Source organism: Microbacterium telephonicum (assembly GCF_003651225.1).
GTDB classification, from domain to species: Bacteria; Actinomycetota; Actinomycetes; order Actinomycetales; family Microbacteriaceae; genus Microbacterium; species Microbacterium telephonicum.
The window spans coordinates 749,283-768,813 of the sequence record NZ_RCDB01000003.1 but is presented as its reverse complement, the minus strand read 5'-3'; the positions used below and the strand labels follow the sequence as shown (position 1 = coordinate 768,813).

Genomic DNA, 19,531 nt, shown 5'->3' with positions numbered 1-19,531 from the left:
ACCCTGAACCGGTGACCTCCCCCTTCGACCAGTCCCGCTACCAGGTGCGCTTCGAGTGGGGGATCGACGGCCTCGCCCGACTCGCACCCGCCGACATCGTCGTCGTGGTCGACGTGCTGCGGTTCTCGACGAGCATCGCGGATGCCGTCGCCGCCGGCATCCCGGCCCGTCTCGACTCGGGTGCGCACGCGACGTCGCTCAACGGTGCGGCCATCACCGCGGCCGCTGCGGCACATGACGGCACGGTGGTGCTGCTCGGGAGTCTGCGCAACGCGTCCGCCGTCGCCAGGGCGGTACTCGCCGAGCAGACGCGGCGTGCGGCACGCACCTCGATCTCGGTCATCGCCGCGGGCGAGCGCGACGGCCGTGGGGGTCCCGTGCGCGTCGCCGTCGAGGATCAGCTCGGCGCCGGCGCGATCATCGACGCCCTCGGCGCGCTCGGCATCGACCACACCTCTCCCGAGGCGGCCGCCGCCTGCGAATCGTTCCGCGGACTGCGCGGCGCCGTCCGGCACCTGCTGACGGCATCCGCGTCGGGTCAGGAGCTCGTCGGACGCGACCTGCGCCACGAGGTGCTCGCCGCGGCCGAGATCGACGCCGTCGACGTCGCGCCGATGCTGCAGGGCGGCGCCTTCGTCGCCGCCTGAGCCGGAGTCGCCACCGGAGCCGTCCGTCGTCTGAGCCGGCCCCCGCGCCGACGTGTTCCCCGTCAGCGCGGGGTCATCGCCGACAGCCGTGTCGCCGTCGTGATCTCGCGCTTGGCCCACCGGAACAGGTAGCGGTCATCGAACCGCGGCGAGCACCTCGCGCATGAGGTCGCGCGTGTCGTGCGGCGATGTCGATACGCGACGTGGCCGTTCGGACACGTCCCCACCCAGGGGGCCAGCTCGGTCGCGGTCTCGCCGTGATGCGTGGTGCCGCCGGTGTAGCCGAGCGACAGGGCGATGCGCTTCCAGCGCGGACCGTGCGCGGCCTGGGCGCCCGCCAAAGCGTGGGCGACCTCGTGCAGCAGTGTCTGCCGGTTCGTCTCGTCGTCGTAGCGGGCCGACAGGTAGCGCGAGACCGTGATCCGCTGACGCGTGTAGTCGCACGCGCCGGCACGGCGCTTGGCGTTGTCGAACGCGAACGTCCACCCGGCATCCAGATGGGTCGCGATGAGCAGCTCCGCCTCCCGGCGGACGTGAGCAGGTTCTGACATGCCCGGAACGCTAGAACAAACCTACGACACTCAGCTCGCGACGCGGCTGCGCCGGTGGTCGGCGGCCTCGATCGCGAGGAGGGTCGACTCCAACTGGTCCTCCGGCGCCCCCGACTCCTGACGCAGGAACAGGGTGCGCTTGAAATCCGCGCGGGCCGCGTCGAAGTCGCCGGCGTCGAAGTGCACCTTGCCGCGATGCTGCAGCGCGAAGGCGGCCAGCGCCGCCCAGCCCTGCCCCTCGGCCTCGTCGGCGCAGGTGGTGAGCTCCTGCTCGGCGGCCGCGTACGCGCCGCGGAACTGCAGGACGGTGGCGTGCAGGATGCGCGCCCGCAGCAAGTCCTTGCGCGGACCCGCCATGCGCGCGACCCGCACCGACTGCTCCGACACGGCGAGGGCGTCGTCCAGTCGTCCCTGCACCTTCAGCAGCCATACGCGCTCGAGCAGCGCCGCGAGGCTGCGCTGGTCGCCGAGTTCCTCGAGTCGCTCGTGGCAGCGCGCCAGGTCGACCTGCTCCCGCAGGGTCTCCGGGTCGTAACCGAGGATGTAGCTCACCGTGACTCCCTTCGCCCCCACGAGGCTCGCCTCCCCAGTGTCACCCGGGGTGCCTCCGAATCGGCCGGGGGCACGCCGAGAGGCCGAGGTCCGGGCTGCGGTCAGACGTCGAAGATCGAGGATGCGGGCTTCGGCGACGCGAGGGCGTCGGCATCCGTCACCGGTCGCGCGCCCCGCACGAACTCGTCGATCTCGGCGCCCTGGGCGACTTTGGCGGGGTGGGGGCCGGCGGCCATCAGGCGAGGCAGCCACTCGGTGGGAAGGGGCGCCGCGGACGCCGCGATGACGAGGTTGCCGAAGCGGCGGCCTTTGAGGGTCTGCACCTCGGCGAGCACGATCACGTGGGGGAGCACGTCGCGGATCGTCGCGACCTCGCGGCGTGCGAAGGCGAGCCCGGCGCCGTCGGCGACGTTGACAAGCAGCATGCCGTCGGGGGCGAGCAGGCGGGTGAGCACGCGGAAGTACTCGACGCTCGTGAGGTGCGCCGGTGTCTGCGCGCCCGCGAACACGTCGGACACCACGAGGTCGACGACGCCGGTGAGCCCGGCGGGGAGCCGCCCGGCGACGTCCCTCGCGTCGCCGATCCGCACGCGTACCTGCGCGTCGCGCGGCAGCGGCAGGGCGCTGCGGACGAGGTCGACGAGCGGCTGCTCCAGCTCCACCACCTGCTGACGCGAGCCGGGGCGGGTGTGCGCGATGTAGCGGGGGAGGGTGAGGGCCCCCGCGCCCAGGTGCACCGCCGTCAGCGGCTGGCCCGGCATCCGCAGTCGGTCGATGACGGCGCCCATGCGCGCGACGTACTCGAAGTGCAGGTGCGTCGGGTCGTCGAGGTCGACGTGCGACTGCGGGGTGCCGTCGACGTCGAGCTCCCAGCCCGACGCGAACCGGCTCGGCACGACCTTCGCGATCGTGCCGTCGCCCAGCCGCACCTGAGGGGGTGGTTCTTCGACGTGCGCGCGGGCCATGCCTCCACGTTATCGGCGCCGCTCTGTCCATAATTCCGGAGATCTGGGCGCCGCAGTCTCGGATGCGGCCCCTTCGGGCATTTCCGCGCCAGATTCTCCGGAGTAGTGAACCCGCCCGCCGCCCCAACTCCTCCACTTCGGTCCGGAGAGGCGCGATCCGGCGCCGAAAGACCCCCTGCGGCCGCGATCTGGAGGAGTTGCGGCACGGTCCCCTCCCGCATCCGCCCCGCTACCGTGGACGCATGGCGGCCATCGACCTGAACGCGGACCTCGGCGAGTCCGTCGACGGCGTGCCGACGGCCGACGACGCGGCGATGTTCGCCGTCGTCTCCAGCGCCAGTGTCGCGTGCGGTGGGCACGCCGGCGACGCCGCGTCGATGGCGGATGCGGTCGCCCGCGCCGCCCACGCCGGCGTGACGATCGGCGCGCACCCGTCCTACCCCGACCGCGCCGGCTTCGGCCGCACCCGTCAGGCCCTCGACCCCGCCGACCTGCGGAGCAGCGTCTCGACGCAACTGTCCGCGCTCGCCGCCGCCGGTGCCGACATCCGCTACGTCAAGCCGCACGGAGCGCTCTACCACGCGGTGCGCGACGACCGGGCGCAGGCGGATGCGGTCGCCGCCGCCGTCGCCGACCTCTCGGCGCGCCTGGGTCGCCCGCTCCCGGTGCTCGGTCTTCCGGGCGAGATCGTCGCCGCGGCCGCCGCAGCCGGGCTGCCGTTCCGCGGCGAGGCCTTCCTCGATCGCGGCTATCTCCCGGACGGCGCCCTCGTGCCGCGCTCCGACCCGGGCGCGCTGCTGCACGACCCCGACGAAGTGGCGGCCCGCGCCGTCCGCCTCGTGCGCGAGCGCGTGGTCGCGGCGGTCGACGGCACGCTCGTCCCCGCCGACGCCGTCTCGCTGTGCGTCCACGGCGACTCGCCCGGCGCCGTCGCAATGGCCCGCGCGGTGCGCGCCGCGCTCGTCGCCGACGGCATCCGGATCGCCGCACCGTGGTGAGCCCCGTGCCCCGACGCGACACGGTGCGGATCCTGCCGTTCGGCGACCGCGCCGTCTTGGCCGAGGTCGACTCCCTCGCCGCGGTGATCGCCCTGCACGCGGCACTGGCCGCCGACCGTCCCGCCGGTGTGGTCGACCTCGTGCCCGCGGCCCGCACGGTTCTCGTGCACGTCGATCCCGTCCGTCTCTCCCTGGCCGCCGCGCGCGCCTGGATCGCCGCAACCGATCCGCACACCGCCGCCACCAGCGCGCCCGCTCCGACCGTCGAGCTGCCCGTCGTCTACGACGGCGCCGACCTCGGGGACCTCGCCGATCTACTGGGGCTGTCGCCGGAGGCACTCGTCGCCCGGCACGCCGCCGCCGTCTGGACCGTCGCGTTCACCGGATTCGCCCCCGGCTTCGGCTACCTCGTCAGCGACGACTGGCCCTTCGACGTTCCGCGCCTCGCCTCCCCGCGCACCCGCGTGCCGGCCGGCGCCGTCGGCCTCGCCGGACCGTTCGCCGGTGCCTACCCGCGCGAGACCCCGGGCGGCTGGCAGCTCATCGGCACGACCCCCGCCGCCTTGTTCGACCCGGATGCCGACCCGCCCGCCCTGCTGACGCCCGGCGCCCGCGTCCGCTTCGTCCCGATCGCCCCCGCACCTCCGGCGCCCGCCGCCCCCGCATCCGTGAGAGAACAACCCGCGGCCGAGGCGACGGGCGCCACCCGCGCCCTCGGCGCCGAGGTGCACTCTCACCGCCCCGACAGCCCCGACCCCGTGCCCATCCCCGACCCCACGCCCGCCCCCGCGTTCGAGGTGCTGACCACCGGGCCGCGCGCGACGGTCCAGGACCTCGGGCGGCCCGGCCGGCTCGCGGAGGGCATCGCCGTCTCGGGGGCGGCGGACCGCGCGGCCCTGCGCACCGCCCACCGCCTCGTCGGCAACCCCGAGGATGCGGCCGCACTCGAGATCACCCTGGGCGGATTCGCCGCCCGCGCCCGCACCGACCTCTGGGTCGCGGTCACCGGCGCGTGGGCGCCCATCCGCATCGACGGACATCCCGTCGACCCGTACACCGCCGCGCCCTGGCCCGCCGGTACCGACCTGCGCATCGACCTCGCGGCGCACGGCGCGCGGGTCTACCTCGCCGTCCGCGGCGGCGTCGACGCGCGCCCCGCGGTCGGCTCCCGGTCCGCCGACACGCTCTCCGGCCTCGGCCCCCCGCCGCTGGCTCCGGGCGCGGTCGTCGCCCTGGCCGGCGATCCCGTCGTCCCCGTCCCACCCCTCGACCTCCACCCCTGGGCGCCGCCCGAGGACGCCGTGCTCGAGGTGCCGCTGGCTCCGGGGCCGCGCGCCGCGTGGTTCACGGATGCCGCCCGCGGCGCCCTGTTCGAGCAGACGTGGACGGTCTCCGCCGCCGCCGACCGGGTCGGCATCCGCCTCGACGGCGCTCCGCTCGAACGGGCGCGTGACGGGGAGCTGCCGAGCGAGGGGATGCTGCCGGGCGCGATCCAGATCCCGCCGAGCGGGCTGCCCGTCATCCTCGGGCCCGACGGCCCGGTCACGGGTGGCTATCCCGTCATCGCGGTGGTGACGGATGCCGCGCGCGACGCCCTCGCGCAGGCGCGGCCGGGCACCCGCATCCGCTTCCGGCACGCCACCTTGAGGTAGGACCACAGGGTTATACCGCACCTCGCGGAACTCGTCAAGGATCGCGCTGGACATGGCGTGTCACGACACGTATAGTGGGTAGTTGCGCTCCCGTCCCCCTTGCCTTCATATGGTGGTCGGCTTGTGCCTGCGCCCCGTTCCGACGATGACGGGTGGTGCCGCAGGTGATGGACCAGGGAGCACTCCACCTGACGACAAGGAACCGGCCCGCCCCGGGCCCACGGAGGTAATCCCCTTGGCTGCTGCGCGCAACGCAACCAACCCCACCACCACCCCCAAGAACGGCCGCGGCGCATCGCGTCTGTCGTTCGCGAAGATCACCGACACGCTCACGGTCCCCGACCTGCTGGCGCTGCAGACCGAGTCGTTCGACTGGCTCGTCGGCAACGAGGCATGGAAGGCCCGTGTCGCCCAGGCGCAGGCCGACGGCCGCACCGACGTGCCCGGCACGAGCGGTCTCGAGGAGATCTTCGAGGAGATCTCGCCCATCGAGGACCTCGGCGAGACCATGCAGCTCTCGTTCACGAACCCCTACCTCGAGCCCGAGAAGTACTCGATCGAGGAGTGCAAGGAGCGCGGCAAGACCTACGCCGCCCCGCTGTACGTCGAGGCCGAGTTCATGAACCACCTCACCGGCGAGATCAAGACCCAGACGGTCTTCATGGGCGACTTCCCGCTCCAGACCGGCAAGGGCACCTTCATCATCAACGGCACCGAGCGCGTCGTCGTGTCGCAGCTCGTCCGTTCGCCCGGCGTCTACTTCGACAAGACGGCCGACAAGACCTCCGACAAGGACATCGTCTCGGCGCGCGTCATCCCCAGCCGCGGCGCCTGGCTCGAGTTCGAGATCGACAAGCGCGACCAGGTCGGCGTGCGCATCGACCGCAAGCGCAAGCAGTCGGTGACCGTGTTCCTCAAGGCCCTCGGCCTGTCCAGCGAGGACATCCTGAGCGAGTTCGCCGGCTACGAGTCGATCGAGGACACCCTCAGCAAGGACACGATCCTCACCAAGGAGGACGCGCTCCGCGACATCTACCGCAAGCTCCGTCCGGGCGAGCAGGTCGCCGCCGAGGCCGCCCGCGCGCTGCTGGACAACTTCTACTTCAACCCGAAGCGCTACGACCTCGCCAAGGTCGGCCGGTACAAGATCAACCAGAAGCTCGGCCTGGAGGGCCCTCTCTCCGACTCCGTGCTCACGGTCGAAGACATCGTCGCGACGATCAAGTACCTCGTCGCGCTGCACCGCGGCGACGCCAGCATCACCGGCACGCGCGACGGCAAGGCCGCCGAGATCCGTCTCGACGTCGACGACATCGACAACTTCGGCAACCGTCGCATCCGCGCCGTCGGCGAGCTCATCCAGAACCAGGTCCGCACCGGTCTGTCGCGCATGGAGCGCGTCGTCCGCGAGCGCATGACCACGCAGGACATCGAGGCGATCACGCCGCAGACCCTGATCAACGTGCGCCCCGTCGTGGCCGCGATCAAGGAGTTCTTCGGCACCTCGCAGCTGTCGCAGTTCATGGACCAGAACAACCCGCTCGCGGGTCTGACCCACAAGCGCCGCCTGTCGGCGCTCGGCCCCGGCGGTCTCTCGCGTGAGCGTGCCGGCGTCGAGGTCCGTGACGTCCACCCGTCGCACTACGGCCGCATGTGCCCGATCGAGACCCCGGAAGGCCCGAACATCGGCCTCATCGGCTCGCTCGCCTCGTTCGCGCGCATCAACGCGTTCGGCTTCATCGAGACGCCGTACCGCCGTGTCGAGAACGGCAAGGTCACCGACAACATCGACTACCTGACCGCCTCGCAGGAGGCCGACTACATCGTCGCCCAGGCCGGTGTCGAGCTCACCTCCGACGGCTCGTTCGCCAGCGACCGCGTGCTCGCCCGCCGCGGCCAGGGTGGCGAGGTCGACCTGTTCCACGCCGACGAGATCGGCTACATGGACGTCTCGCCGCGCCAGATGGTGTCGGTCGGCACGTCGCTCATCCCCTTCCTCGAGCACGACGACGCGAACCGCGCCCTCATGGGTGCGAACATGCAGCGTCAGGCCGTGCCGCTGCTGCGCAGCGACTCGCCGTTCGTGGGCACGGGTATGGAGGGCTACGCCGCCATCGACGCCGGTGACGTCGTCACCGCCGAGAAGGCCGGTGTCGTGCTCGAGGTCTCGGCCGACGTCGTGACCGTGCAGCTGGACGAGGGCGGCACGCAGGACTACTTCCTGCGCAAGTTCGACCGCTCCAACCAGGGCAACTCCTACAACCAGCGCGTCATCGTCTCGGCGGGCGACCGTGTCGAGGTCGGCGAGGTCCTCGCCGACGGCCCGGCCACCGAGAACGGCGAGCTGGCCATCGGCAAGAACCTCCTCGTCGCCTTCATGACGTGGGAGGGCCACAACTTCGAGGACGCCATCATCCTCAGCCAGGAGCTCGTCAAGAACGACACGCTCTCCTCGATCCACATCGAGGAGTACGAGGTCGACGCGCGCGACACCAAGCTCGGCAAGGAGGAGATCACCCGTGACCTCCCCAACGTCAGCCCCGACCTGCTGAAGGACCTCGACGAGCGCGGCATCATCCGCATCGGCGCCGAGGTGCGTCCCGGCGACATCCTCGTCGGCAAGGTCACGCCCAAGGGCGAGACCGAGCTGTCGGCCGAGGAGCGCCTGCTGCGCGCGATCTTCAACGAGAAGAGCCGCGAAGTCCGTGACACCTCGCTGAAGGTGCCCCACGGCGAGCAGGGCACGATCATCGCCGTCAAGGAGTTCAACGCCGAGGACGGCGACGACGAGCTCGGCTCGGGCGTCAACCGCCGCGTCGTGGTCTACATCGCCCAGAAGCGCAAGATCACCGAGGGCGACAAGCTCGCCGGCCGTCACGGCAACAAGGGCGTCATCGCGAAGATCCTCCCCGTCGAGGACATGCCCTTCCTCGCCGACGGCACCCCCGTCGACGTCGTGCTCAACCCGCTCGGCATCCCGGGTCGAATGAACTTCGGCCAGGTGCTCGAGACCCACCTCGGGTGGATCGCGAAGCAGGGCTGGAAGGTCGAGGGCGACCCGGAGTGGGCCAAGGACCTGCCCGAGGCCGCCCGCGAGGCCGTCCCCGGCACGAAGGTCGCCACCCCGGTGTTCGACGGTGCGCGCGAGGAGGAGATCGTCGGTCTGCTCGACTCGACGCTCCCCAACCGCGACGGCGACCGCCTCATCGGCGGCTCGGGCAAGACGATCCTCTTCGACGGCCGCACGGGCGACCCGTTCCCGGCTCCGATCTCGGTCGGCTACATGTACATCCTGAAGCTGCACCACCTCGTGGACGACAAGATCCACGCGCGCTCCACCGGCCCGTACTCGATGATCACCCAGCAGCCGCTCGGTGGTAAGGCGCAGTTCGGCGGCCAGCGCTTCGGTGAGATGGAGGTGTGGGCCCTCGAGGCCTACGGCGCCGCGTACGCGCTCCAGGAGCTCCTCACGATCAAGTCCGACGACATCGTGGGCCGCGTCAAGGTCTACGAGGCGATCGTCAAGGGCGAGAACATCCAGGAGCCCGGCATCCCCGAGTCCTTCAAGGTGCTCATGAAGGAGATGCAGTCGCTCTGCCTGAACGTCGAGGTCCTCGCGGCCGACGGCACCCAGGTCAACCTGCGCGACACCGACGACGAGGCCTTCCGCGCGGCGGAGGAGCTCGGCATCAACATCTCCAGCCGTTTCGAGTCCTCGTCGATCGACGAGATCTGACCCGGCCGGCCCTCTTAAGAATTTCGACACAGGAGAACTGAGAACTAGTGCTCGAGTCACACACCTTCGATCAGCTTCGCATCGGCCTCGCGACCGCCGACGACATCCGCAAGTGGTCCTACGGCGAGGTCAAGAAGCCCGAGACCATCAACTACCGCACCCTCAAGCCCGAGAAGGACGGTCTGTTCGGCGAGCAGATCTTCGGCCCTTCCCGTGACTGGGAGTGCGCCTGCGGCAAGTACAAGCGCGTGCGCTTCAAGGGCATCGTCTGCGAGCGCTGCGGCGTCGAGGTCACCAAGAGCTCGGTCCGTCGTGAGCGCATGGGCCACATCGAGCTCGCCGCCCCCGTCACCCACATCTGGTACTTCAAGGGCGTGCCCTCGCGCCTGGGCTACCTGCTCGACATGGCGCCGAAGGACCTCGAGAAGGTCATCTACTTCGCCGCCTACATGGTGATCTCGGTCGACGAGGAGGCGCGTCACCGCGACCTCCCGACGCACGAGGCCAACCTCCGCCTCGAGATCAAGAACCTCGGCGACCGCCGTGACGCGCGCATCGCGACGCGTCTGGCCAAGCTGGAGGAGGAGCTCGCCGCCCTCGAGGCGGAAGGCGCCAAGGCCGACCAGAAGAAGAAGGTCAAGGATGCCGCCGAGAAGGACATGGCATCCGTCCGCAAGAACATGGACGAGCAGATCGCCAAGCTCGAGCGCATGTGGGAGGAGTTCCGCACGCTCGAGGTCGGCCAGCTCAAGCAGGAGGACGACGTCTTCCACGAGCTGCAGGACCGCTTCGGCCAGTACTTCGAGGCCTACATGGGCGCGGAGTCGATCCAGCGTCGCCTGCAGGCGTTCGACCTGGCCGCCGAGGCCGAGAACCTGCACCTGCAGATCTCGGAGGGCAAGGGCCAGCGCAAGATCCGTGCGATCAAGCGCCTCAAGGTCGTCAACTCCTTCCTGTCGACCGGCATGACCCCGGCCTCGATGGTGCTCGACGTCGTCCCGGTGATCCCGCCGGAGCTGCGTCCGATGGTGCAGCTGGACGGTGGCCGCTTCGCGACCTCCGACCTCAACGACCTGTACCGCCGCGTGATCAACCGCAACAACCGCCTGCGTCGCCTGATCGACCTCGGTGCCCCCGAGATCATCGTCAACAACGAGAAGCGGATGCTGCAGGAGGCCGTCGACGCGCTGTTCGACAACGGCCGCCGCGGTCGCCCCGTCACGGGCACCGGCAACCGTGCGCTGAAGTCGCTGTCCGACATGCTCAAGGGCAAGCAGGGCCGGTTCCGCCAGAACCTGCTCGGCAAGCGCGTGGACTACTCGGGCCGTTCGGTCATCATCGTCGGCCCGCAGCTCAAGCTCCACCAGTGCGGTCTGCCCAAGCAGATGGCCCTCGAGCTGTTCAAGCCGTTCGTGATCAAGCGCCTCATCGACCTCGGTCACTCGCAGAACATCAAGGCCGCCAAGCGCGCCGTCGAGCGCACGCGTCCCGAGGTCTGGGACGTGCTCGAGGAGATCATCCGCGAGCGCCCGGTGCTGCTCAACCGTGCCCCCACCCTGCACCGCCTGGGCATCCAGGCCTTCGAGCCGCAGCTCGTCGAGGGCAAGGCCATCCAGCTGCACCCGCTCGTCTGCGCGGCGTTCAACGCCGACTTCGACGGTGACCAGATGGCCGTGCACCTGCCGCTGTCGGTCGAGGCCCAGGCCGAGGCCCGCGTGCTCATGCTCGCGTCGAACAACATCCTGAAGCCCTCGGACGGCCGTCCGGTCACCCTGCCCTCGCAGGACATGATCATCGGTCTGCACCACCTGACGACCCTCAAGGAGGGCGCCTCGGGTGAGGGCCGCGTGTTCGGCTCGGTCGGCGAGGCGATCCTGGCCAAGGACGAGGGCACCCTCGACCTGCAGGCCAAGGTCCGCATCCGCATCCCCGGTCTCACCTTCCTCGAGGGCGAAGCCCCCGAGGGCTACGAGCGCCACGGTCTCGTGGACGCCTCGCTCGGCCAGGCGATCTTCAACGACACGCTCCCCAAGGGCTACCCGTTCGTGCGCGAGCAGGCCGACAAGGGCAAGCTGTCGCAGATCGTCAACAAGCTGGCCGAGGAGTACACCAAGACCGAGACGGCCGCCTCGCTCGACCGCATCAAGGACGCCGGGTTCTACTGGGCCACGCGCTCGGGTGTGACCGTCGCCCTCAGCGACGTGCTCACCCCGCCCAACAAGGGCGAGATCGTCGCGGGCTACGAGAAGCAGGCCGCGAAGGTCCAGGGTCAGTTCGAGAAGGGTCTCACCACCGACGCCGAGCGTCGTCAGGAGCTCATCAAGATCTGGACCGAGGCGACCGACGAGATCCAGAAGGCGATGCGGGACAACTTCCCCGAGGACAACACCATCAACCGCATGGTGAGCTCCGGCGCCCGAGGCAACTGGCTGCAGATCCGCAACATCGCGGGTATGCGAGGCCTGGTGAACAACCCCAAGGGTGAGATCATCCCCCGTCCGATCATCTCCTCGTACCGCGAGGGTCTGTCGGTGGCGGAGTACTTCATCGCGACGCACGGTGCCCGCAAGGGTCTGGCCGACACGGCCCTCCGTACCGCCGACTCGGGTTACCTCACGCGTCGTCTCGTCGACGTCTCGCAGGATGTCATCATCCGCGAGGAGGACTGCGCCACGTCGAAGGGTCTCGAGTTCGTCATCGCGGCGCCCGACTCGACCGGCACGCTGGTGCGCGACGCGAACGTCGAGAACTCGGTGTTCGCCCGCACGCTGGCCGCCGACGTCGTCGACGCCGCCGGCACCGTGCTGGCGGATGCCGGCGACGACGTGGGCGACGTGCTCATCGACAAGCTGGTCGCGGCCGGTGTGGAGACCATCAAGGTGCGCTCCGTGCTCACCTGCGACTCGGCGGTCGGCGTCTGCGCGAAGTGCTACGGCCGTTCGCTCGCGACCGGCAAGCTCGTCGACATCGGCGAGGCCGTCGGCATCATCGCGGCCCAGTCGATCGGTGAGCCCGGCACCCAGCTGACGATGCGTACCTTCCACACCGGTGGTACCGCCGGCGCGGACGACATCACGCAGGGTCTGCCCCGTGTGCAGGAGCTCTTCGAGGCGCGTACCCCCAAGGGCGCGTCGCCGATCGCGGAGGCCGCCGGTCGCATCACGATCGACGAGACCGACAAGGCCAAGAAGGTCATCCTGACGCCCGACAACGGCGACGAGCCGCACGTCTACCCCGTGCTCAAGCGCGCGACGCTGCTGGTCGAGGACGGCCAGCACGTCGAGGTGGGCCAGCCCCTGCAGGTCGGCACGCTCGACCCCAAGGAGGTCATGCGCGTCATGGGTGCCCGCGAGGTGCAGAAGTACCTCGTCGGCGGTGTGCAGGGCGTGTACCGCTCGCAGGGAGTGCCGATCCACGACAAGCACATCGAGGTCATCGTGCGCCAGATGCTGCGCAAGGTCACCGTCGTCGACCACGGCGACACCGACCTGCTGCCCGGTGAGCTGGTGGACTTCAAGCGCTACCAGGAGATCAACCGCTCCGCGGTGGTCGAGGGGAAGCGCCCCGCGTCGGGTCGTCCCGAGCTGATGGGTATCACGAAGGCGTCGCTCGCGACGGAGTCGTGGCTGTCGGCCGCGTCGTTCCAGGAGACCACCCGCGTCCTGACGCAGGCGGCCATGGAGGGCAAGAGCGACCCGCTCGTCGGCCTCAAGGAGAACGTCATCATCGGAAAGCTCATCCCCGCCGGAACCGGTCTTGCGAAGTACCGCAACGTCACGGTCGAGGCGACGGAGGAGGCCAAGAGCGAGCGGTACCCCAACCGCATCTTCGCCTCGGACGGCGCCTACAGCGACGCCGACCTGAGCTACGTCGACTTCGACAGCTTCACCACCGACGACTTCACGTCGTACAACTGACGTCGAGATCTCCTCGACCGATCGACCGGAGGCCCCGGGTCCTGCTCCACGCAGCGACCCGGGGCCTCCGGCGTTCCCGGCGTCTCGTTTCGGTCTCGGCGCGGGTGTCGCGACCGGCCGTCGCGGGGCCACCACGTAGCGTGGAGGCATGGCTCGGGTCGGCGGCAGGAACGCGGCGTTCGCGTGGATCGTCGGCATCGTCTGCCTGGGCGTCGTCGCCGCGCTGGGGGTCATCGCCTGGCCGCTCGTGCAGCCTTCCCTCGCGTGGATGAACGATTCCGTCGCCCGTCCCGCGCCGTCGGATTCGGCATCCGCGGACGGGCCGGTCGGCCTCGTCGACTGCCGTGACCTCTACGACAACGCGCTGTGGGCCTCGCTCGTGTGGACGCCTGGCGCCGTGATGAGCCCGTCGACCGAGCCGCCGCGCACGGCCGCCGTCGACCTCGTGGCCGCCCTGCAGCCGCAGGTCATGTTCACGTGCGATTGGACCAGTGACGACGGCGCCATCTCGACGACCGTCGCCCATGTGCCGGCGGATGCCGGTGCCATCGCCGCGACGGCGCTCACGACCGCGGGCTACGGCTGCAGCGAGTCGGGCACGCGGGTCACGTGCACCCGTACCGAGGGTGAGACGACCGACACGATCGAGACCGGCGAGGGCCTGTGGGTCTCGACGGTGCGCACCACGTGGGCGCCGGTGGAGTACCAGTCGCGGGTCGCCGACCGGGTCTGGGCGGGCTGAGGCCCCGCGTCGCAGCCCGGTGGGCCCCCGGCGTCAGCCTGTGGGCCACAGGGCCGTGATGACGGCGTCGGTGTATCCCTTCGGTGCCAGGTTCGAGTACTGGGTGTCGACGATCACCCCGTCGCGGTAGAAAAGGGTGCGCCCCTGCTCGACGGGCAGCGACGGATGCTGCCACGTCTTCTCGCAGCGGACACCGCCCTTCGGCTCGTAGCAGGTGTACCCCTCGTTCCCGAGGGCGTAGAGCGCGTCGCGGGCCTCGCGGTCGGGGGAGTAGCCGATGACGGTCGCCAGCCAGGTGCCGATCGAGCCGGGCTCGCCCCAGACGCATACGCGGCTGCTGTCGGGGCGGATGCCGCCGCCCATCCCAGTCGCGTTCAGAGGCACTCCGTCGAGGGCGGTGAGCACGGATGCGGTCAGGATCGCCTTGCAGTCGTTCGGCAGTGCGGTGGTCGACGTCGACGGGCCGGTCGGGAACGGCAGCAGCTCCGGCGCCGCAGCGGCGGTCGACGGTGAGACGGTGACCGCTGCCGACGGGCTCTGCGACGAGGTCGGCGCCGCCTCGGGCGCGCAGGCCGTCGCTCCAACGGCCAGGCCCGCGCCGAGCAGGACGGCGGCGACCAGGTGCGCACGGCGGCGACGGATGCGGAGAGACGGGCGCGGGCGGGTCATCCCTCCACGATAGGCACGGGATCGCGATCGGCCCGGTGACACGTCGGCATGCCTCCCGGGAGAGAGGGCGGCCCGGCGTTACGCTCGGCATGCGGTGGCGTGCGCCCCGCGTGAGGAGCACCCGCCATGAGCGACCACAAGAACGGCGAGCCCGTCGAGGAGACCACCTCCACCGACGCGTCCACCGACGTCGCGGACGTCGTCAGCAGCGCGAACGCGGGCCTGGCCGACGCCGAGGCCGCCTCGCGCGAGGCCGTCACCCCCGAGACCGTCGAGCCGGCCGAGCCGGTCGTCGTCGAGGAGCGCGTCGTCGAGGAGCGCGTGGTGGAGAGCCCCGTCGCGGATGCCGAGACCGTCGCGGCGCCGGTCGCCGCGCCGCGCGTGGAGTCCGAGCCCACCGCCGTCTACGAGCCGTCGCACACCGCCGAGGCCGCCTACGCCGGCACGGCGGGCGACCTCGACCCCGCCATCTACGGTGCGGGCGCGGGCCTGGCGGGCGCTGCCGGCGCCACCGCCGTCACCGCGAGCGAGCCCACCGTCGTCGCCCCGGCGGCCCCGCAGCCGATCTTCGTGCAGGCGCCCGAAGCGCCGCGCCCCCGCGGCAACCGCGGCGCGGTCGGCGCGATCGGCCTGCTCGCGGCACTGTCGTTCGGCGTGCTCTATCTCATCGCCGCCCTCGTGATCCGCGTCGTCGACGGCGACGTGACCGCGACGAACCTCGCCACCGAGGCCGTCTCGGCGCTCACGTCGTGGTGGTTCTGGGTGCCGGTGGCCGTCTTCTTCCTCGCCTTCTGGCTGCTGGGCGCGATCATCAACCGCGGCCGTTGGGGCGCTTGGGTGATCTTCGGACTGCTCGTCGGACTCGCCGCCTACGGCGGGCACCTGCTCGGCCAGCTCTTCCAGGCGCAGTTCTGGACGCTCACCGCGCGCCAGGGCGCCGAGCTCGTCGAGGGTCAGCTGTTCGCACCGCTCGCGATCGTCGCCTTCGTGCTGGGCCGCGAGATCACGATCTGGTTCGGCGCCTGGGCCGCCGCGCGCGGCAAGCGCGTCACCGAGCTCAACGTCGAAGCGCGCCGCGAGTACGAGCGCACCCTCGAGGCGGGGCCGCAGCTGCACCGCGTCTGAGTTTCCGATGTCGACCGACGGTCGCGGGGGCGTGTCACCACCGGTGGCACTCGCCTTCGCGGCCGTCGGCTTCTTCGCTCTGCTGATCGCGGGGTTCGGCATCCTGAGCCTCATGAGCGGCGCCGAGGTCGTCGACGCGCCCGAGCTCGGCCAGCTGCCCGGCATCCTCGGCACGATCCTCGCCGTCGCCGGGTTCACCGTGACGCTGTGGGGAGTGCTGCGCCGGGCCCGGCCGTCGTACGTCGGGGTGATCGGCGTGATCGTCGCCGTCCTCGCCGGTTACCTGCTCGGACTGCTCGTCGGCGCGCTCGTGCAGGGTGCCGATCCGGCCCGCGCCGTCGGCGTCGCCGCGGGCTTCGCGGGCTCGTGGTTCGCGCTGCTGCTTGCCGCAGCGGCACTCGTCGGGGGGTGGGGCGGAGTCGCCCTCGTGCGCACGCGGGCGCGCCGGCCGCAGTGGCCGTGGGAGCACGACGACGAGGAATGACGCCCGCCGACCCGGAAATCCACCGCAAACGCCGGGGGACCGGGAACAATGGTCGTTGTGGAGCGCTCGCTCGAGACGCAGGTGAGCCAGGCCGTCGACGCCTGGCTGCGCTGGCTGCCCCGGTGGGAGCCGGCGACCCATCGCGGCCGCGTCGCCCCGTGCCGTCGCTGCCTCGGTTCGCCCGTGCTCTCGGCGGCCGGACTCGGATCCGACGTGCCGCACGGGGTGCAGCACGGTCTGTCGATCCGGATCAAGACGCTCGTCGACCACGCCGTCGCCGAGTACACCTCCGACAACCTGCCGATGCTGCAGGCCGAACTCGACCAGCAGGCCGCCCGCAACCGCGCCCGCAGTTACCGGCCGGCCGAGGGGCTCGAACCCGAATTCGAGGGACTGCCGCTGGACCCGGATCCGATCCCGGGCGCGCCGTTCCTGTTCACCGTCGCCGGCCTCGCCGACGAAGCGGATGCCGGGGTGCCCGCCCTGCCGCCGCTCAGCGACGAGGCCAAGGCGGCGCTGCGGCAGGAGGTCGGTCTCGCCGACGACTACGCGAACCTCGTCGGTCGGGAGGTGTGCGCGGTGCTGCTGCGCCACCGTCTGCGCATCCAGGCCGCCGTCGCGCAGTACGTCGAGCCGCAGATCTCCGCGATGCTCGACGAGCTGACGCGGTCGCTCGATGCGCCGTTCGATCCGAACGCCGAGCCGGGCCTTCCCGAGCTGTGACGGAGCCGCGCGCGCCCGGGGCCCTAGGGTGGAGAGCATGACCCTGTCCGTCATGACCGCCTCCGTCGACGGCTCGCTCCTGATCGTCACCGGCGTGCTGTCGACGGTGATCGGCGTCGCCCTGTACGTCTGGACCGCGCTGGCCCTCGGCGCCATGTTCCGCAAGATGGGCGAGGAGACGTGGAAGGGCTGGGTCCCGATCCTGAACCTCGCCACGGTGCTGCGGTGGGGCGGGCACAACCCGTGGCTCGTGCTGCTCGTGCTCGTTCCGGTCGTGGGTCCCCTCGTGGTCTGGGTGCTGCTGGTGATCTCGGCGCACCGCATCAACCCGGGGTACGGCTACGGCGCCGGGATGACGGTGCTCGCCGCGCTGCTGTTCGTCGTCTGGGCATCGATCCTCGGCTTCGGTCCCGCCCCGTGGCGCGGTGCACGCCCCGCCACCCTCGGCGAGACGCCGCCGGGTCCCGCCCGTCGCCCTGCGCCCGCCGACGGTGCCCCCGGCACCGAACCCGTGCTCGCCCCGGCCGTGGCGGCATCCTTTGCGCCGCGGGTCGCCCCCGCTCCCGCCGCACCGGAACCCGACGCCCCGATCGTCGGCCGTACCGCGGGCACCGGGCCCGTCTCGACCGTGCCGCAGGCCTGGGCTCCGCCCGGCGGCGCCGCGTCCCCCGCCGCCCCCAGCGTCCCCGCCGAAAGCGTTCCGCCCGCCGCGCCGGCGCCGATCGCCGCGGCATCCGACGCGGGGGAGTCCGACGACGACGGCTGGCCCGAGCCGGCCGCCGACGACGGCTGGCCCTCCGAAGTCGACGACGTCTCGGCGATCTCGCCGTCGCCGTTCCCGCCGAGCTCCGCCGCCGTCCCCGGAGCGCGGCACGTCTCGCCCCCGGTGTCGGAGGACGACGAGGTCATCTCCTTCGTGCCCGGTCGCCGCTCGACCGCCTCCGACGACGTCGCACGGATGCCGGCCGTGCCGCCCGTGTCCGTCCCCGACCCGGAGCCCGTCGCGGCGGAGCCTGCCCCGGCACCCGTCTCCGAGCCGCCGGCCTCGCGCGCCGCGACGCGCGCCCGCTGGACGGCGCCCGATCCCGACGCCTTCCCGGAGCTGTCCGGCGAGGTGTCGGCCGTCGTCGGCTCCCCGGCTGCCGGCGCACCGCGCTCCGCGCTCGGCGCGGTGTCGGCCCAGCAGCGGCGCGCCGAGGAGCGCGCGCACCCCGACGAGGACGACGTCGACCGCACGATCATGGTGCGCCGCAAGCTCCCGACGTGGCAGCTCGTCCCGTCGGCCGGGTCGCCCGTCGCCCTCTCCGGAGACGTCGTGATCCTCGGACGCCGGCCCTCCGCAGACCCGTCGTTCCCCGCCGCCCAGCTCGTCGTGGTCGAAGACCTCGCCCGCACCGTCTCGAAGACGCACGCGCGCATCGAGCTGCGGGGCGAGAAGTGGCTCATCACCGACCTCGGCTCCACCAACGGCGTGCTCGTGCGCACCCTGATGGGCGACGAAGTGGAGATCGAGCCCGGCACCGAACTCGCCGCGGGGGAGCGCTTCTTCCTCGGCGACGAAGAGTTCCGGCTGCAGCACGAGTGAGCCGCGCGGGCGGCATCCGTGCGCGTTTGACCGGCATCCGTAATCCCGCGTATCATTGATCGGGTGTGCGTACACGCGCGCCCTGTGTCGTGCCTCGGTGCGGGACGGGACGGGCGGTCGCACCTCAGGGAAGGTCCTGCGAACAGGGCACCCCCACGGCATATCCACCACCTGAAAGCCCGGCGAACAGCCGTGCCGGTGGATCTGTGGTGAAAACACCATCGCTGTCACCGTGCAGCACAACAAGGAGAGAACGTGCCAACCATTCAGCAGTTGGTTCGCAAGGGTCGCTCGCCGAAGGTCACCAAGACCAAGGCGCCCGCCCTGAAGGCGAACCCGCAGCAGGCGGGTGTCTGCACCCGCGTCTACACGACCACGCCCAAGAAGCCGAACTCGGCGATGCGCAAGGTCGCCCGTGTGAAGCTCCGCAACGGCACCGAGGTCACGGCCTACATCCCCGGCGAGGGCCACAACCTGCAGGAGCACTCGCTGGTGCTCGTCCGTGGAGGCCGTGTCAAGGACCTCCCCGGTGTCCGCTACAAGATCGTTCGCGGCGCCCTGGACACCCAGGCCGTCAAGAACCGCAAGCAGGCCCGTAGCCGCTACGGCGCCAAGAAGGGCTGAGTCAGATGCCTCGCAAGGGACCCGCACCCCGCCGCGTCGTCGTCAACGACCCGGTCTACGGTGCTCCGATCGTCACCCAGCTGGTGAACAAGATCCTCGTCGACGGCAAGAAGTCGATCGCCGAGGCCATCGTCTACAACGCCCTCAAGGGTGTCGAGGCCAAGAACGGCCAGGACGCCGTGGCGACGCTCAAGAAGGCGCTCGACAACGTCCGTCCGACCCTCGAGGTCAAGTCCCGCCGCGTCGGCGGCTCGACCTACCAGGTGCCCGTCGAGGTCAAGCCGCACCGCGCGAACACGCTCGCGCTGCGCTGGCTCGTCTCCTACGCGAAGGGTCGTCGTGAGAAGACGATGACCGAGCGTCTGCAGAACGAGATCCTCGACGCCTCGAACGGCCTGGGTGCCGCGGTCAAGCGCCGCGAAGACACCCACAAGATGGCCGAGTCGAACCGCGCCTTCGCGCACTACCGCTGGTGATTTCGATACGCGGCTGCGCCGCTACTCGATCACCGGAGTAGTCGCGCGGCCGCGTATCCCGCCGCCCAACACCACAAGTAAGGAC

At 71.2% G+C, this 19,531-nt stretch carries 16 protein-coding genes; 12 read left to right on the top strand and 4 right to left on the bottom strand.

Annotated elements, in window-relative coordinates; all coding sequences use genetic code 11:
• Positions 1–11: 11 nt before the first annotated feature.
• Positions 12–647: a 2-phosphosulfolactate phosphatase gene (locus C7474_RS13165; protein ID WP_121060562.1), complete on the top strand. Its 636-nt coding sequence runs from the start codon at positions 12–14 to the stop codon at positions 645–647.
• Positions 648–709: 62 nt separating this feature from the next.
• On the opposite strand, the gene C7474_RS13160 is transcribed toward C7474_RS13165, so the two are convergent.
• The 3 genes from C7474_RS13160 to C7474_RS13150 form a co-directional block, all read right to left on the bottom strand.
• On the bottom strand, positions 710–1,198 hold the full coding sequence (locus tag C7474_RS13160; protein WP_121060560.1) for a SprT-like domain-containing protein: 489 nt from the start codon (positions 1,196–1,198) through the stop codon (positions 710–712).
• A 30-nt stretch (positions 1,199–1,228) separates the two neighbouring features.
• Positions 1,229–1,750 carry a hypothetical protein gene (locus tag C7474_RS13155; RefSeq protein ID WP_121060781.1) on the bottom strand — a complete coding sequence of 174 codons (522 nt, stop codon included), beginning with the start codon at positions 1,748–1,750 and terminating at the stop codon, positions 1,229–1,231.
• A 101-nt stretch (positions 1,751–1,851) separates the two neighbouring features.
• Complete coding sequence (locus tag C7474_RS13150; RefSeq protein WP_121060558.1) at positions 1,852–2,715, bottom strand: spermidine synthase; 864 nt, start codon at positions 2,713–2,715, stop codon at positions 1,852–1,854.
• Between the two features lie 242 nt (positions 2,716–2,957).
• Here C7474_RS13150 and C7474_RS13145 point away from each other — a divergent pair, with 242 nt between their 5' ends.
• From C7474_RS13145 to C7474_RS13125, 5 genes are all read left to right on the top strand, one after another.
• Positions 2,958–3,713, top strand: a complete 756-nt coding sequence (locus tag C7474_RS13145) for a 5-oxoprolinase subunit PxpA (RefSeq protein WP_121060556.1) — start codon at positions 2,958–2,960, stop codon at positions 3,711–3,713.
• A 5-nt stretch (positions 3,714–3,718) separates the two neighbouring features.
• Positions 3,719–5,365 (top strand): 5-oxoprolinase subunit B/C family protein, encoded by a 1,647-nt coding sequence (locus C7474_RS13140; protein WP_199692453.1) that lies wholly within the window; start codon positions 3,719–3,721, stop codon positions 5,363–5,365.
• Between the two features lie 235 nt (positions 5,366–5,600).
• The gene (gene rpoB, locus C7474_RS13135) at positions 5,601–9,101 is read left to right on the top strand and encodes a DNA-directed RNA polymerase subunit beta (protein WP_121060554.1); all 3,501 of its coding nucleotides are present in this window, start codon (positions 5,601–5,603) and stop codon (positions 9,099–9,101) included.
• Between the two features lie 47 nt (positions 9,102–9,148).
• Entirely contained in the window at positions 9,149–13,018 is a 3,870-nt protein-coding gene (locus C7474_RS13130) for a DNA-directed RNA polymerase subunit beta' (RefSeq protein WP_121060552.1), read from the top strand.
• 148 nt (positions 13,019–13,166) lie between these two features.
• The gene (locus C7474_RS13125; RefSeq protein ID WP_121060550.1) at positions 13,167–13,760 is read left to right on the top strand and encodes a hypothetical protein; all 594 of its coding nucleotides are present in this window, start codon (positions 13,167–13,169) and stop codon (positions 13,758–13,760) included.
• 33 nt (positions 13,761–13,793) lie between these two features.
• Here the strand turns inward: C7474_RS13125 and C7474_RS13120 are convergent, their stop codons facing one another.
• A complete protein-coding gene (locus C7474_RS13120; protein ID WP_121060548.1) occupies positions 13,794–14,429 on the bottom strand; it encodes a hypothetical protein in 636 nt (211 codons plus the stop codon).
• Between the two features lie 126 nt (positions 14,430–14,555).
• Here C7474_RS13120 and C7474_RS13115 point away from each other — a divergent pair, with 126 nt between their 5' ends.
• From C7474_RS13115 to rpsG, 6 genes are all read left to right on the top strand, one after another.
• Positions 14,556–15,554, top strand: a complete 999-nt coding sequence (locus tag C7474_RS13115) for an ABC transporter (RefSeq protein WP_121060546.1) — start codon at positions 14,556–14,558, stop codon at positions 15,552–15,554.
• 31 nt (positions 15,555–15,585) lie between these two features.
• The gene (locus tag C7474_RS13110) at positions 15,586–16,038 is read left to right on the top strand and encodes a DUF6121 family protein (protein WP_241965243.1); all 453 of its coding nucleotides are present in this window, start codon (positions 15,586–15,588) and stop codon (positions 16,036–16,038) included.
• A gap of 57 nt (positions 16,039–16,095) precedes the next feature.
• Positions 16,096–16,761 carry a spermidine/putrescine ABC transporter substrate-binding protein gene (locus tag C7474_RS13105; RefSeq protein WP_121060542.1) on the top strand — a complete coding sequence of 222 codons (666 nt, stop codon included), beginning with the start codon at positions 16,096–16,098 and terminating at the stop codon, positions 16,759–16,761.
• A gap of 37 nt (positions 16,762–16,798) precedes the next feature.
• Positions 16,799–18,346 (top strand): DUF5684 domain-containing protein, encoded by a 1,548-nt coding sequence (locus C7474_RS13100; RefSeq protein WP_241965242.1) that lies wholly within the window; start codon positions 16,799–16,801, stop codon positions 18,344–18,346.
• Positions 18,347–18,601: 255 nt separating this feature from the next.
• Positions 18,602–18,970 carry a 30S ribosomal protein S12 gene (gene rpsL / locus C7474_RS13095; protein WP_018187369.1) on the top strand — a complete coding sequence of 123 codons (369 nt, stop codon included), beginning with the start codon at positions 18,602–18,604 and terminating at the stop codon, positions 18,968–18,970.
• A gap of 5 nt (positions 18,971–18,975) precedes the next feature.
• Positions 18,976–19,446, top strand: a complete 471-nt coding sequence (gene rpsG, locus C7474_RS13090; protein WP_018187368.1) for a 30S ribosomal protein S7 — start codon at positions 18,976–18,978, stop codon at positions 19,444–19,446.
• The last annotated feature ends 85 nt before the right edge of the window (positions 19,447–19,531 follow it).

What these genes read in the sequence shown, in the direction of transcription:
- C7474_RS13120 (WP_121060548.1), bottom strand. Translation starts at nt 14,429, where the DNA reads ATGACCCGCCCGCGCCCGTCTCTCCGCATCCGTCGCCGCCGTGCGCAC.
- C7474_RS13150 (WP_121060558.1), bottom strand. Translation starts at nt 2,715, where the DNA reads ATGGCCCGCGCGCACGTCGAAGAACCACCCCCTCAGGTGCGGCTGGGC.
- C7474_RS13125 (WP_121060550.1), top strand. Translation starts at nt 13,167, where the DNA reads ATGGCTCGGGTCGGCGGCAGGAACGCGGCGTTCGCGTGGATCGTCGGC.
- C7474_RS13115 (WP_121060546.1), top strand. Translation starts at nt 14,556, where the DNA reads ATGAGCGACCACAAGAACGGCGAGCCCGTCGAGGAGACCACCTCCACC.
- rpsG (WP_018187368.1), top strand. Translation starts at nt 18,976, where the DNA reads ATGCCTCGCAAGGGACCCGCACCCCGCCGCGTCGTCGTCAACGACCCG.
- C7474_RS13100 (WP_241965242.1), top strand. Translation starts at nt 16,799, where the DNA reads ATGACCCTGTCCGTCATGACCGCCTCCGTCGACGGCTCGCTCCTGATC.
- C7474_RS13160 (WP_121060560.1), bottom strand. Translation starts at nt 1,198, where the DNA reads ATGTCAGAACCTGCTCACGTCCGCCGGGAGGCGGAGCTGCTCATCGCG.
- C7474_RS13145 (WP_121060556.1), top strand. Translation starts at nt 2,958, where the DNA reads ATGGCGGCCATCGACCTGAACGCGGACCTCGGCGAGTCCGTCGACGGC.